Raw genomic sequence first — 14151 nt, forward strand, 5'->3', positions numbered from 1 at the left:
CAAACAGCTCCAGCGTTATTCAGCTAATCTAACACGGCATCGGGGTCGCGTGCACTGTGGCCGATGCGATGCAGCGCCAGGAACAGGCGGCTGAACAACTTGTCGGGCAGGACGAGCGTGGCCGCCAGCAGCAGCCAGACCAGCGCCAAAGGATGCGTCGAGGGCTTGCCGCGCCATTGGCGCCATAGCGCCCAGAGGCCGACGAAACCATAGAGGTCGGGATGTTTGCCGCGCATCTGGCGCCAGATGCGCGCATGACGCTGCTGCGACACGCTGCGCAGCATGCCTGTCGCGAGCCGGCGATAGCGGAACAGCGGCGCGGCAACCGCCACGCCGCGCAGTCCCGCCTTTGACAGGCGCAGATTGAACTCCCAGTCCTCGTAGCCTTCCAGCATGGTCTCGTCGTAGCCGCCGACCCGCTGCCACGTCGATTTGCGCATCAGCATGCAATAGGGCAGCTGATTGGTGGCGAGCTGCTCGAACCGGTTCCAGGTCTTGCGCACCACGCCGCGCTCGTCGCCGAACACGTCGATCTGCGTATAGACGAAATCGACCGTCGGATCGGCATCGAGGATTGCCGCACAGCGTGCCAGCATGTCGGGGGCGATCCGGTCGTCGGCGTCGAGCGGCAGGACGTAGCTTCCCGAAGCTGCGGCAAAGCCCGCATTGCGCGCCGACGACAGGCCGCCATTAGGCTTGCGCACGAACTTGATGTCGGGCGGCAGATCAGCCAGAAAAGCGAGCGTGGCGGGATCGTTCGAGCCGTCGTCGACGAGCACGATTTCGACGTCCGCGAAGGTTTGCGCTCGAACGCTGGCCAGCGTCTCCGCCAAGTAGCGGTGCGCGTTGTAGCACGGCACGACGACGCTGATGCGGGATACGGACATCACGGGTGGGGTGTCAAAGGTCGGTCGGCCGGCAATCGGCCCAAATCTCGCCCCACAGCGTGCTCATCGCTTCGATGCGCAAGCCCGCCGCCGCCGTTTCGGCTGCGAACTCGGCCAGCGTGTGCTCGATGAAATGCTCGGGGTCGGACATGTAGTTCGCTCCCACTTCGCGGCGCAGCGCCATCTTCCAGTCGCGCTCGAACAGCGGCACGCGGATCAGCACGCGCTGCGGCCGCGCCGTGGCGAGAAGATCGCGCAGAAACGCGACGCGCGCCTCGAGATGTTCGAGCACGTTGGACAGCATCACCACATTCCACGGACCCGGCGGCAGTGCGCGTGTGGCATCGGCGGCGGCAAAACTCAAATTGGGCGGCTTGTCGGCGGCCTGCGCCTGCGCCAAGCGACCCGCATCGATCTCGACGCCGAGCACGCTTGCTTGCGGGCGCGCGCGCGCGACCGAGCGCGCAACCGCGCCATAGCCGCAGCCGATATCGAGCACGCGCGCGCCGTCCGGCACGCGGTCCACGAAGAAATCATGGTAGCGCGTGAGCCTGTGCTTGGGATGCTCGGCCCCTCCATACGCCATGGCGCGCTCGTTGATCGCCAGATCGAGCGACTGCTCGACGCCGAAGAGATTTGCAAGACCGCGTTTGGGATCGCCCGCACGGCCCTCGAGCACGAACAGGGCAAGCAGCAGGCGGCGGCGCAGGTACGCCGGCAGGAAACCCCAAAGCCGTCCCACAAGATCGGCTGCCACAAGCAGCATGCGTTTCATCGCGTGAGACTTTCGAAGATCGCGCGATGCCGGCCGATCCAATGGCCGATATCGAATTTTGCGACGGCGCGCGCGCGCGCCAGGAGTGCCAGTTCGGCGACCCGCGCCGCAGTCGAAACCATCGCGGCGGCAAGCGCGTCAACCGACGGCACTTGCGGCTCGTCCCAGACTTCGGGCACGGGCACGCCGTCGCCGGCATCGCCGACGAGTTCGGGCACCCCGCCGCTGGCCGAATAGACGACCGGCAAACCGCACGCCATCGCCTCGATCACGGCATTTGGGCACGCGTCGTTATGTTTCGTCGAAACATATACATGCGCGCCGCGATACACGTCGGGCGCCTGGCTTTGCGTGTAGCGGCCGAAGAAGTAGACGCGGTCGGCGATGCCGAGACGTGCAACGCTCGTTCGCGCGCGCATCTCGGCCATCGGCGCCATCCAACCCGCAAGATGCAGCCTGGCATCGAGGCCGCTTGCGACGGCGGCCGCGAAGCCCAGCAGCGCGTTCTCGATGCGATAGTAGAGATGGAGATCCATCTTGCCCGTCATCAAGAATACGACAGGACCGTCGAGCGGCTTCTCGCGCGGCACGAAAAGTTTGGTATCGACGGCATTGTAGAGGATTTCGCCGGGCCCGCTGCGCGGCCCCAAAAACAGATTCGAGGCGCGGCGGCAGAACTCGCTCTGCCAGAATACGTAGTCGGCTTGGTGGTACGTGCGCGCCATGCGCGCATTCTCGGCCTTCCAGTCGCCGCTGTACCAGGCCGGGTAGAACACGCCATTCTGGTTGTGCACGATCGGAATTCCGCGCCGCTTGAGCATGGCAATCGCAACATCCGGCAGATAGGGCGCGTTGCTGAGCGCGTAGACGAGATTGTAGCGCAGGCGTTCTTCGGGGAAAAACTCGGTGAGCCGCTTGACCTTCACGAGCGGCCCGCCGACGTCGCCGGTGATCGCACCGCCATACTGCACGCGCGGTGCACCCCGCTTGCCTGAAAACGGCACGGTCGCGACGGCGCCGAGCCCGAGCAGAGTGCTGTAGGCGCGCCGTGCGATGACTTTTGCCAAGGGTGTTGATCGCCGTTCGTCGTCGCTCATCGCGCGGGCTTTCGCGCAATGCCCATCAGCATGTGGGCGACGAGACCCGACCATACGAACGGAGCCAGCCCCGCACCGATCGCCTTCGTGAATTTCCAGTCGTAGTGCAGGCCAAAATTCTGCCACAGCACGCGCACCAACCCCTGGCGCTTGCCGATCGGGCGCAGATCGAGCACTTCGAAGCCGCTGTTGGCAAGATAGCCGCGCATTTCTCCGCGCGTCAGGCGCCATTGGTAGAAACGCGCGTTCTGCGGGCTCGCCGCGGCCGTGCGCCGCAGATCGAACGCCGCTGCCAGCGAATGGCGTAGATTGTCGAACGGCGTGGTGATGAACAGATAGCCGCCGGGCTTCAGCACGCGCCAGGCCTCGCGCAGGCACGGATCGAGGCCGTCTTCGAAATGCTCGAACGTGCCCCACGAGAAATAGCCGTCGAACGATTCGTCCGCCAGGCCCGTGGCGCGGATGTCGCCCGCCTCGAATCGCTGGTCGGGAAACACGCCGCGCAGTTGGGCGACGGTCTGGGCCGAGAGATCGAGTCCGAGCGTGGGATAGCCGGCCTTCGTGAAAAACGCCGTCCATTCGCCGAGCCCGCAGCCGCCGTCGAGCAGACGCGCACCTTTCGGCAGGCTTTCGATATAGGGCCGCATCAGGCGGTACTCGTCCTTGCGCGCGACGCGGTCGATGGCGCCCGACGGCCCGCCCATCTGCTGCCAGACTTTGGTCCAGTGGGCGGCGACGAAGGCGGTTTCGTCCTGGCCGGCCGCGTCGGGGGAAACGGTCATATAGTCTTTGCGCATGGCGTGTTCTTTCGTCGAAAACTTACGCGGCCAGCGGCAGCGCAACGCGGTGGGCGGCAAGCGTTGCGTCGTCGGCGGCGCGCAAAACTGGCCGGTCGGCCTGCTGCGCGCACCATTCGGCAAGCACCATAAGGCCCCAAAGCTCGAAGCCGAGCGGCGCTTGGCGCGCCAAGTGCGCGTCGCGCACCTGCAGCACCGCGTCGCGCCGCATGAGTCCGATCGCGTCGATGCGCGCGGCCGACAGCGTGTGCATCACGAGATCGCGCCCGGGACCGGCGAGCCAATCGTGGATCGGCACGCTGAAGCCTTGCTTGGGCGCATTGCCGACGGCGGGTCCCAGACGCTCGCTCGCAAGCTGGCGCAGCACGCGCTTGCCGCCGCGCATCGTCGCGCGCAGCTCGGTCGGCAAAGCTTGACCGAGTGCTGCCAGCTCCGGCGTCAGCAAAGGTGCACGCGCTTCAAGCCCGTGCGCCATCGTCATGCGGTCGACTTTGACAAGAATGTCGTTGGCCAAATAGACCGACATGTCGGCACGCTGCAGCGCGCCCAAATCGACGTCGCGGTCGACGCCGGTTGCGGCGGCAAGATCGTCGAGCGCAGCCAGGGCGGCCGCTCGGGCGGCACCGTCTTCGAGCAAAGCGGCGGCGGCCTGCGGCATCCAAGCGCCGTTCCACGAAAAATGCGCGGCCCCCGACGCAAGCGGAGCCGCACGCAGGAATCGGCGCAGCTTGTAACTCGGCGATACCTTGCCGCCCGAAACAGGCAGAAACTGCCCAAGCCACGCCATCGCTTGGCGCGCGACCATCGGCAGCGGCGCCACAAAACGGCGATGGATCAGTGTGGCGCGCTGCGTGAGATAGCCGCCGAAAAGCTCGTCGCCGCCGTCGCCGCTGATCGCGACTTTGAAATCCTTGGCGACCGCTTTGGCAAGCGCCCATACCGGCATGGCCGAGGAATCGGCCAATGGATCGTCGGCATGCGCGACGATGCGCGCAAAATCGTCGAGCAAGGAAGCCGTTGCCGGAACCTGCTCGAGCCGCACGCCGAGCCGATCAGCCACGCGCTTGGCACCCGAGATTTCGCTGAAGCGCGGATCGTCGAACGCGACGCAATAGGCCGTCGTCAAGCGGCCCTGGCGCACGGCACTTTCGGCAACCAATGACGAGTCGATGCCGCCCGACAAAAACAGCGCGATCGGCACGTCACTGCGCAAGGCGATCGCCACGCTGCGGTCGATCTCTGCTGCGACGGCGGCGGCAGCAGCCGGCATCGTGGTCGGCACTTGCGTCGGCGTCGATGCACCGTCGCCCGCGGGCGTCCAGAAAACACCGTCTTCCACACGGTCGCGCCGATAGCGGCGCCACGTGCCGGGCCGCAGACGCCGCACGGCGCGTATCAGCGTCGCCTCTTCCGGCACGTAGTTGAGGCACAGATAGCGGCCGAGCGCTTGCCGGTCGATCGCGCGCGCATCGGCCGACAGCAGATCGGCCAGTGCGCCGAGTTCGGACGCGAACGTGACGCGACCCGGCGCTTCGTGCAGCATCAGCGGCTTTTCGCCGAACCGATCGCGCGCCACGAACAGACTGCCGCCGGCCCGGTCGGCGATCGCGAACGCGAACATGCCGCGCAAGCGGGCGGGCAGCCCGGTGCCCCACTGGCGATAGCCCGCAAGCAGAATCTCGGTATCCGAGCGCGTGCGGAACCGCGCACCCAGCGCTTCAAGCTCGGCGCGCAGTTCGACGAAATTGTAGATCTCGCCGTTGAACGCGACGACCAGCGACGCGTCTTCGGTCGCCATCGGCTGGTCGCCGGTCGCAAGGTCGATGATCGACAGGCGGCGATGGCCGAGAAAAAACGAGGCGTCCGCCCAGAACGCGCCGCCGTCAGGTCCGCGATGGGCGAGGCGCTGCGTGGCCGCCCACAGCAAGCCCGGTTCGGGCGGAGCCCCCTGCCAGACGAACTGTCCGAAAATGCCGCACATCGGCCCGACCGTTACGCCGAAGCGCTGCGCCAGACGTTGCGGATCTTGTAGGTCGTGCGCGATCCGCTGCCGTAATAGACGCGCACGATGATCTCGGCCAACACGCCCACCAGCAGGAACTGCAGACCGCTCACGGCCAGGAACAGCGACAGCAGGAACCAGCCGCTATGGTCGCGCACCGTGGGCGTGCCGGTCGCAAGCGCCCAAACCAGCAGGGTCGATCCGATTGCGAAGGCGACGGCGAAAAAGCCGAGCGCGATGGCGCCGAAGGCGCGGATCGGACGGTCGAGATAGCGCGTCAAAAACAGCAAGAAGACGAGATCGAGCAGCACGTTGAAGGTGCGGCCGATTCCGTAGTTCGACTGGCCGACCGGCCGCTCGATGTTTTCGATCGGGATTTCGTCGATGCGCGCACCCGCCATCTTGGCGAACACCGGAATGAAGCGGTGGTTCTCGCCAAGCAGGCGGAAATCGCGCACGATCTCGGTGCGGTAGCCGCGAAAGGTCGTGCCGATGTCGTGGATCTCGAGCTTGGTGATCCAGCGCAGCAAAGCGTTCGCCGCGCGCGAGGGCCAGCGGCGCACGATGCCTTCCTGGCGCTGGTGGCGCCAGCCGCATACGACGTCGAGCCCCTCTTCCAGGCGCGCCAGGAAAATCGGGATTTCCTCGGGAAAATGCTGCAGATCGGCGTCGAGCGAGACGATGAATTCGCCTTTCGCTTCGTCCATGCCGGCCTGCAAGGCCGCCGTCTGGCCGTAGTTGCGGCGCAGCTCGACCACGGCGATGTGGGCGTCGGCCTTGGCGAGTTCGCGCGCAACTTTGAGGCTCGTATCGCGGCTGCCGTCGTCGACCAGCACGATTTCGTAGTCGTAGCGGTCGGCCACGGTCGCCATCGCCGCACCGATGCGCCGCACGAATTCCGGCAGGACGCGCTCTTCGTTGTAGACGGGCGCTACAATGCTGACGAGTTTTTTGTCCATTTTATGGAGGGCGTCCAAACCGTTGGAAAGCGAGCAGATCAGCGCTCAAGATGCCGGATTCGTGGCGACGGCGGTCCAGCTGTAGCCGTGGCGATGATGCAGGCTTATATCGACGAAGCCTGCATCGGTCAACAAAGCGCGAACACGCGCTTGCGTGTAGTATTCAGCCCAATTCGGCGCAAGCTGATCGTAGACGACAAGCATGCGCTTGGACCAAGTCAGCGGCGAAATCACGCGCGCCAGATAGCGCCCAAGCGGCAAGCCGGGAATCCGGCGGCACAAGGCGGCATAGGCCGACAGCGGCACCGTGAGCGCCCAGGCCAATGCCTCGCTCGCCCGGCGCGGCAACAAGCGCACGAGGGCGCGCAGCGGCAAGGCCAGCGCCAGATAGAGGCCATTGCCTTCGCGCCCATAGACCCAGATCAGCATTTTGCCGCCGGGTGCGAGGCTGCGGCGTGCGGCCTTCGCGACCGGCAGCGGATCTGGAATATGGTGCAGCACGCCGATCGAAACCGCCCAATCGAGACCGGCGACATCGGCCGGCAACTCGTCGCCGCGCATGTTCAACAGGCGCACCCGGTCGCCGTACTGCGCCGTGTTGGCGACGAGCGTGGCAAAGCCTGCCGACGGTTCGACGGCCGTGACATGGGCGGCACCGGCATCGAGCAGCATATTGACGATGCGGCCCGTGCCGCTGCCGATGTCGAGCACGTGGCGGCCGGCAAAACCGTCCGGCGGCACCAGCGGCCCGACAATGTCCTGCCAAAGCGCCTGGCTGCCGTAGAAGCCGTCGTTTGCGGTGAAACGCGTCCATTGCGCGCCGAAATCGGCGATCGTGGCGGTACGCGCCTGGTCCTTGTCGGTCATTTCAGTCTCGTGCTCCAAGGCCTTGGGAATCGCCGCGCCGTCGCGCTTGTTTGCCGACGCGGCCCCGACGTAAAATCCGGCGTCTTTTTGTCCGACGCCCATCCGCGCGAGCCACAGCCCAGCATGTCACAAGCATCGAACCCTTGTCCCGTTTGCGGCGGCGCGCGCCGCGATTGGGCGACCAAACAGGGGCGGCTCGTGCAGCGCTGCGTCGCTTGCCGCCTCGTGCTCGTACCCGCAGGCGTCGCGACCGGCCCGACGGGCGTCAGCATCTACGAAGAAGAGGTGCCGATTTTCGCCGCCGACGGCAATCTCGACTACTATCTCGACGACGCGCAGTTCGAGAATTTTCGCATCAAGCTCGACTGGGTGCGACGCTATCTGCCCGATGGCGCGCGTCTTCTCGATGCCGGTGCCAATTACGGCCATTTCCTCAAGCTCGCGCAGGCGGTCTACCGCACCGAAGGCTTCGACATCAGCCCTGCCGCGGTCGCCTATTCGCGCACGCAGTTCGGCGTCGACAATGTCGTGGCCTCGATCTACGCGCTGCCCGCCGAACGCAGCGGCCCCTACGACGGCATCGTCAATTTCGACGTGATCGAGCATGTCGACGATCCGCGCCGCGCCCTTCAAGCGCTGCGCGCGACCATGAAGCCGGGTGCGCTGCTGTTCGTGACCACGCCCGATGCGGGCAGCCTTGTGGCAACGCTGATGGGCCTGCGCTGGCACTATCTCGACCCCGTGCAGCACATCGTGCTGTTCGACCGCGCCAACCTGCAAAGCCTGCTGGCGCAGACCGGCTTCGAGACGCTGGCAATGCGCACGATCGGGCATCGCTATCGCTTGAGCTACGTGCTCGACCGGCTGTGCTATCTCAACCGCGACGGCGTGCTGAGCATGCCGCTGCGCCTCGCGCGCTGGCTGCTGCGCCCGTTGCGCGGCCTGTCGGTCGCGATCAATGCGGGCGACGTGATGGGCATCGTTGCGCGCCGCAGCGACGGACCCAACGCAGCATGAGTACGGCTTTCGACCGGCGCGCGTGGCTTTGCTTCGCGCTGTGTGCGCTGGCCGCCACCGCGTGGCGGCCCTTCACGCTCGGATTCTTGACCGACGATTGGAGCGTGCTTGTCGATCCGCAGGATTGGACGCCCGCTTTTTCCGCCGCACGCTGGCACGCGCTCGAGATCGCGCAAAACCGGCCGGTGCTGCGCGTCGTGTTTTACGTGCTGACCTCCGTGGTACCCGCCACACCGTTTGCGTGGCATGCGACGGGTGCCTTGCTCAACGTTGCGGCCGGGTTCGCGGTCGCGATCTTTGCGCGCGACGTGCTGGCGACAGCGCTCGGGCGCGGCGAACCTGCGACCGCTGGCGGCCTGTTCGCCGGTGCCTGCTGGATCGCCTTTCCCTTTTCGGCGGCAACGCAGTTCTGGGCAACGGGCACCACCGCGATGCCGGCGGTCGCCGCTTTCGCGATCTCCGGCAGCCTTTTGCTGCGCGGCTGGAACGGATCGCGCGGCCTGCTGCTGGCAGGTGCTGCGATCTCGCTGCTGGGATATCTCGTCTACGAGGCGCACTATTTCCAGATCGCCCCGCTGCTCGTATTCGCGGCCCTGCTGCTCGGCTGGCGCGGCAGCAACGGCGCTTTTGCGACGGTCGTCTATGGCGGTGCTTTGGCCGCCGCTATCGCCTTTGGCCGCATCATGCGCATGCTGGGTGCCGAGGGCTCGCGCGGCATCAACGCGAATTTCGTCGATACCTTTTTCCATTGGTATCTCTATGTCGGCCGCTTTCTCGGCCTTGCTCCCTGGACCGTCTACGCCGCTGTTGCGGCAGCGACGCTGCTTGCCGGTGCAATTCTGTGGGCGCTGCTGCGACGCAACGGTCCCGGCCTCGACATTTGGCGCTGCATGATCGTGGCCGCCCTTGCCGTCAGCACCTCGGCGGTCGTTGCGACCTTGCCGTTGGCGATGCTCGAAGGCCTTCTGCCGATCGCTTTGGGCCTTGGTCTGCTGGCGCTTTGCGCGGCGCAAGCCCGCATCGACTGGCATGGGGCTGGCGGCGTTGTCGCCCTGGTTCTCGCCGGGATTTGTTTCGGCGCACTGCCGTTTGCGATCGGCAACTACGTTGTCTTCTCGCTTGGTTTCGGCGCGCGCGCCACGTTGGGTGCGAGCCTGTGGCTGGCGCTCGGCTTGGGCCTCGTCGCCGCTCTGGCGTGGCGCAACGAAGGCGGCATCCGGCGTGCGGCACTCGGCCTCTCCCTTGTGTGGGCGGGCCTAACGGCCAGCGACTATCTGCGCGGGCGCGAATGGGCGCGCCCCGCCGATCTCTTGACAGCCGTATTCGTCGATCCGCCGCTTTTCCCGTTCGGCCAGCCCGCACAAGATGCGCACTTTCTGCTGTCGGCACCCGAGCTGCCGGGGCGCGTGCCGGTCATCGAGGTCAACCACCATGTGTTCGCGATCGCGCGGCGCGCCTTTGCCGCCCAAGCGCGCGATGCGGCATCCTTGGCCGAGATCCGCAGTTGGGACGGGCGCTGGCTCGTTGCGCGCGATCTTGTCTGGAACACCGTGTGGGACGGCATGCAGATCGTGCAGCGCGAATGCCGCTCGGGCGGCCTTGTGGCACAAACGCCCGCCACAACTTTGTGGCTGTGGGACCATGCGGCAAGCACGATCGCACCGCTCAAGGCGCCTTACGTTTCGGGCTGCGCGCTCGAAGCCCCGTAGTCCCACGGCACGAGGCCAGATCGGAACTGCAAGCCCGGTGCTTCGCCCGCCAGCATCGAGCGCGACACGCCCGCCCAGGGGCGCGCACGCGCGAACACGGCCCAGCGCGAGAAGGTGCTTGTAACCGGCCCGACGATACGGTCGCACGATCCAATGCCTGCCATGTCGTCGGCAAGATCGCCATGCATGAAGATATGGTCGAGCCCCGCGAACGCCGAAGCGAGGGCCGCAAAGTTGGCGTCTTTGCGGAAGCTTTCGTCCGAAAACAGCACGAACAGCGTCGTCGCCGGATCGATCGCGTCGCTCGATTTGAGCACGCTTGCGTATTCGGCCGGCGAAAGATAGTAGCGTCCACCCTGGGCTTTGCGGAAATCGGTGCCGCGCATATGGACCGCAACCGTCGTCGGCCATTGGCGGTGCCACTGTGCTTGCAAGGCAGTCCATTTCGCGGTCACGGCCTGCGGCAATGCGAAGAAGCGACGGATTTCGTCGGCGTGTTTGCGCACCCACGGCGTGCAGCGCAGCTTGTAGCCGTCGAGAAACAGCAACTCGCGCCCAGCCGCAAACTCGGCGAAGGCCGGGCCGTCGAGCGCCATCGTGTCGGGATCTGCACCGCCCCAATAGCAGCTCCAGATCGGACCGTGCTGGCCGGTGCGGCGCGGGCGCGCGCGGCGCAAGAAGCCGAGTGTGCCTTCGTTGAGCCACCAGCGGTCAGGCAGTTCGGGCACCGCCCCGTTGGCGGTGAAAGGATAGCTCGCGAGTTGCCCGGCGGGCAGTGCCGGGAACAGGCGCTTGTAGTCGCCAAGCCCCCAATCGGCGACTACCGCGCCGAACTCGCGCGCTGCCGCATAGACATGCGCGCGCGAGAACAGACGATTGCCGAGTGCGCCGTTGCGATTGATGTTGACCCACAGGGCACTCATGCCGCCTCCAGCATTTCATTTGCGGCAGCGAGCGCTTCATCGACGCCGATGCGCGTCATGCAGATGCGCGCGTTGTCGCACCAACCGTTGTTGCCGCACGGCGCGCAAGCCACGTATTTGCACAAGGTGCGCTGGCGCTGCGGGTAGCCGATGAATTCCGGCAAGGTAAGGCCGCCCCATAAGATAAGCGCACGCGCGCCGACTGCATTGGCGGCATGCATGAGGCCGCTTTCCGTGCCGATGAACAGTCTTGCGCGCTTCAAGACCAAACACGCCGCGCGAAAACTCGTTTTGCCGCGCAGATCGACTGCACCTGCGATCGCGGGCACGGAAGTCACGGCACCCACTTGAACGAGCCGCAAATGCATATGGGCTGCCGCCAAGCGCGCCATCGCCGCTTCCCAATTTTCGCGCGGCCAGGCGCGCAGATCGCCGAAAAAGTCGCGGTTGGTCTCGGGCTCGAACGCGACGAACGGCCCGTCGATGCCGGCCTGCGCCAGCAGCGCATCCGTCGCCGCTTCTTCGGCGGCCGAAAAATACATCTCGCACGTATCGTCGGCCGTGCCGCCGCCCAGATGTTCGAGCATCGCGTCGGCCGCACGCGCATGGCTTTTCCAGAAGGTGCGCCGCCGATCCTGGCGCGCCGCGTAGGAGTGCACGCGCATGTCGATATGCACGAGCAACGGCCCCTGCCTGTCGTCGCGCGCGGAAGTGCAGCGCACGACCCACAGCTCGTATGCGCGACGCAGGCCCAACAACGACAATGCCCGCACAAAGCCCACATCGAGCAGCCGGGCGGCGGCATTCTTGGCGCGGGTCGGCGGAAAGGCGAGCCGCGGATTCAAGCGATAGATCGCGTCGTCGGCCAACGACACCGAACGGTCGTAGAGCGCGCCTGCCGCAAGGTCGCTTGCCAGCGGCATATGGACGGGTGCGACGGCGCGCCCCGTCCGCGCATTGAGCGCCTTGAACACGGTCGTCCAGATCAGATTGCCGCCATAGCCCATGGTCAGAGCGGCAGCATGTTGGCAAGGCGCACAAGCGGATTGCGCCACGGCCGACGATGTTTGGCGATCTCTTCGCTTTGTGCCGCCAAGCGGTCGAACAGCGCCAGAAACTGGGCTGCCATCTTTGTCGAGGTGTGCGGATACTCGGCCATCTTTGGCTTGAGGACCTTGTAGGCGGCCATGAATTGCCGCAACGCGTCGGGGAAGTCCTGGGGCGCGTCGAAGCCAATGCCGTAAGGCGCGCAATACTCGGGCAGGCCGCCCGACCGGCGATACAGGATCGGCATGCCGAGCAAAGCGCCCTCGATATGGTGGTTGCCGCTCGGCTCGCCGATCGACGCGGTCAGATAGGCGTGGTTCTGCGCCAAAGCTGCGGCGAGTGGCGGGCCGTCGAGCGGGGCAAGCCATTCGACGTTCGCAAGGCCCGCATCGCGCGGCCGGTTACCGATATGCGTGAAGCGTACGCGGCCGCGCCATTCTTGTGTCGCCAGCATCGCGTCGAGCACGCGATAGACGTCGAGCCCCTTGTTCGGGTGTGCCCCCCAATGGTGCGTGACGAGGCGCAGCGGTTCCTGCCCGTCCCACGAGGCGGCCGCATCGCGCTTGAAGATCGTGTCGTCGCCGCCGCCCAAAACGACAGTCGCGTCCGTCTCGCGGCGCCAGACGCTGAGCTCTTTGAGCCACGAGGCAACGAACACCGTGTGATCGGCGCAGTAATTGGCGATGCGCAAGCGCAGATTCATCGTGTGCGTGCCCTTGCGCTCGTCGCATTCGTTGATGCGGTGGACGATTGCGCAAGTGGGCCGCACATTCGCGACATAGGCAAGCGCTTGGCCCGGCGTGAAGGTGATTTGCGGGTTGCGCCGCCTGGGATCGACGATCAGCACGATGTCGATGTCGGCATCGTCGAGCGCGCGGACCACATGGTCGCCGCGCGCAAGCAGAGCCGCTTCGATCGCCGCAACCACGCGATTGCCCCCGCCCCACGGCCCCTCGACGCGGCGATAATTGATCGCGACCTTCACGCGCGCAGGCTCGCGGCCAGAGCCTGGATCTGCGTCGCCATCGCGGCACTCGACACGTTCTCGCGCACCAGCATGTCGCGCGCGCGCGCTCCCATTGCAGCCGCCGCATCCGGAGCGGCGAGCATTGTAGCGACGGCCGCAGCCAACGCGGCCGGATCGCCCGGTGGCACGAGCCGGGCGGCGGCATGCCGCTCGATCTGGGGCCGATCCCACAGGCCACGATTGGCGCTTAGCACGACGGGCCGCGCACAGGCCATCGCCTGCAAGGCCGCACTTTGCCCCGACGGCTGCAACGTGTCCTGCAGCGGGACCACGACCAAGCGTGCGCGCTGCAGACGCGCGCGCAGATCGGCGTCCGAGATTGCCGCCTTGCGCCAGTCGCCGCGCTCGATGCGGATATTGGGCTTGTCGTTCGCGACCGGCAACGCTGTAATGAGTGTCAGCAGCGGAAACTCGGGCCGCCAAGCCGCAACCAGCGTCGCAAAATCGCGCTTGGGATCGTTACCGACGCTCAAAATCTCGTCGCTTGTGCCGACATCCGCATCGGGTTTCCAGAAATCGAGATCGACGCCGAACACGAAGTCGCGAATATCGAGTGCTCCGTCGGGAAATGCTTGGCGCAAATATTCGGCCTCGCCCTTCGACAAGGCGGCCAGCACTGTGTCGCGCAACAGCCATCGCAGCCATGCGCGCCGCAGCGCGCCCGTGTGCGGTTCGACGAGGCCCATGGTCAACAAGATCGGCCGTGCGGACACGAGCCTCAAACGATGCAGGAACGACAAAGCTAGGCCAAGCGCATGGTTGGTTGCGACGACCGCGGCAAAGCCCGCGAATTTGCCTCGCCCGCGCGCAAGCGCCCACACCGTGCGCGGATGCGTGCCGATCGCCGCACTGACGCGGTTGGCCAGCGCTTCGACGGCTCGGGGCCATGGGCGCGCAAGGCCGAATTCGCTTTCCTCGAGCATCGCCACGTCGGCACCTTGTGCGACAAGCTCGGCATAGCCGTAAGTGAACTCGCGCGGACCGCCCTCGGCCATCCGGTCGCTGCGCCCACTTCGGAAGAGATAGGCAAGACGCATGATTCGC

At 66.1% G+C, this 14151-nt stretch carries 13 protein-coding genes; 2 read left to right on the plus strand and 11 right to left on the minus strand.

Features of this window, described 5'->3' with window-relative positions:
• Nucleotides 1-23 precede the first annotated feature (23 nt).
• From O9320_18290 to O9320_18320, 7 genes are read right to left on the minus strand one after another with little or no spacing between them, the layout of a single operon-like run.
• Nucleotides 24-887: a glycosyltransferase family A protein gene (locus O9320_18290; protein MCZ8312800.1), complete on the minus strand. Its 864-nt coding sequence runs from the start codon at nucleotides 885-887 to the stop codon at nucleotides 24-26.
• Nucleotides 888-900: 13 nt separating this feature from the next.
• The gene (locus tag O9320_18295) at nucleotides 901-1662 is read right to left on the minus strand and encodes a class I SAM-dependent methyltransferase (protein MCZ8312801.1); all 762 of its coding nucleotides are present in this window, start codon (nucleotides 1660-1662) and stop codon (nucleotides 901-903) included.
• Nucleotides 1659-2759, minus strand: coding sequence for a glycosyltransferase family 4 protein (locus O9320_18300; GenBank protein MCZ8312802.1), 1101 nt, complete (start codon nucleotides 2757-2759; stop codon nucleotides 1659-1661). Before O9320_18300 ends, O9320_18295 begins: the two co-directional genes overlap by 4 nt.
• Nucleotides 2756-3556 (minus strand): methyltransferase domain-containing protein, encoded by an 801-nt coding sequence (locus O9320_18305; protein ID MCZ8312803.1) that lies wholly within the window; start codon nucleotides 3554-3556, stop codon nucleotides 2756-2758. The genes O9320_18300 and O9320_18305 overlap by 4 nt, the downstream gene beginning before the upstream one ends.
• 22 nt (nucleotides 3557-3578) lie before the next feature.
• On the minus strand, nucleotides 3579-5537 hold the full coding sequence (gene asnB / locus O9320_18310; GenBank protein MCZ8312804.1) for an asparagine synthase (glutamine-hydrolyzing): 1959 nt from the start codon (nucleotides 5535-5537) through the stop codon (nucleotides 3579-3581).
• A gap of 11 nt (nucleotides 5538-5548) precedes the next feature.
• On the minus strand, nucleotides 5549-6517 hold the full coding sequence (locus O9320_18315) for a glycosyltransferase family 2 protein (protein MCZ8312805.1): 969 nt from the start codon (nucleotides 6515-6517) through the stop codon (nucleotides 5549-5551).
• Nucleotides 6518-6562: 45 nt separating this feature from the next.
• A complete protein-coding gene (locus tag O9320_18320) occupies nucleotides 6563-7384 on the minus strand; it encodes a class I SAM-dependent methyltransferase (GenBank protein MCZ8312806.1) in 822 nt (273 codons plus the stop codon).
• A gap of 123 nt (nucleotides 7385-7507) precedes the next feature.
• Here O9320_18320 and O9320_18325 point away from each other — a divergent pair, with 123 nt between their 5' ends.
• Both O9320_18325 and O9320_18330 read left to right on the plus strand, forming a co-directional pair.
• Nucleotides 7508-8401, plus strand: coding sequence for a class I SAM-dependent methyltransferase (locus tag O9320_18325; protein ID MCZ8312807.1), 894 nt, complete (start codon nucleotides 7508-7510; stop codon nucleotides 8399-8401).
• Entirely contained in the window at nucleotides 8398-10110 is a 1713-nt protein-coding gene (locus tag O9320_18330) for a hypothetical protein (GenBank protein ID MCZ8312808.1), read from the plus strand. Before O9320_18325 ends, O9320_18330 begins: the two co-directional genes overlap by 4 nt.
• Here O9320_18330 and O9320_18335 read toward each other — a convergent pair.
• Genes O9320_18335 through O9320_18350 form a run of 4 tightly spaced genes read right to left on the minus strand, consistent with a single transcriptional unit; the run spans nucleotide 10077 to nucleotide 14144 of the window.
• On the minus strand, nucleotides 10077-11033 hold the full coding sequence (locus O9320_18335; GenBank protein ID MCZ8312809.1) for a hypothetical protein: 957 nt from the start codon (nucleotides 11031-11033) through the stop codon (nucleotides 10077-10079). The two genes, O9320_18330 and O9320_18335, sit on opposite strands and share 34 nt — an antisense overlap.
• Nucleotides 11030-12088: a hypothetical protein gene (locus O9320_18340; GenBank protein MCZ8312810.1), complete on the minus strand. Its 1059-nt coding sequence runs from the start codon at nucleotides 12086-12088 to the stop codon at nucleotides 11030-11032. The genes O9320_18335 and O9320_18340 overlap by 4 nt, the downstream gene beginning before the upstream one ends.
• Nucleotides 12043-13065: a hypothetical protein gene (locus O9320_18345; protein MCZ8312811.1), complete on the minus strand. Its 1023-nt coding sequence runs from the start codon at nucleotides 13063-13065 to the stop codon at nucleotides 12043-12045. Before O9320_18345 ends, O9320_18340 begins: the two co-directional genes overlap by 46 nt.
• Nucleotides 13062-14144 (minus strand): glycosyltransferase, encoded by a 1083-nt coding sequence (locus tag O9320_18350; protein ID MCZ8312812.1) that lies wholly within the window; start codon nucleotides 14142-14144, stop codon nucleotides 13062-13064. The genes O9320_18345 and O9320_18350 overlap by 4 nt, the downstream gene beginning before the upstream one ends.
• Nucleotides 14145-14151 lie beyond the last annotated feature (7 nt).

Source organism: Magnetospirillum sp. (assembly GCA_027532905.1).
GTDB lineage: Bacteria > Pseudomonadota > Alphaproteobacteria > CACIAM-22H2 > CACIAM-22H2 > Tagaea.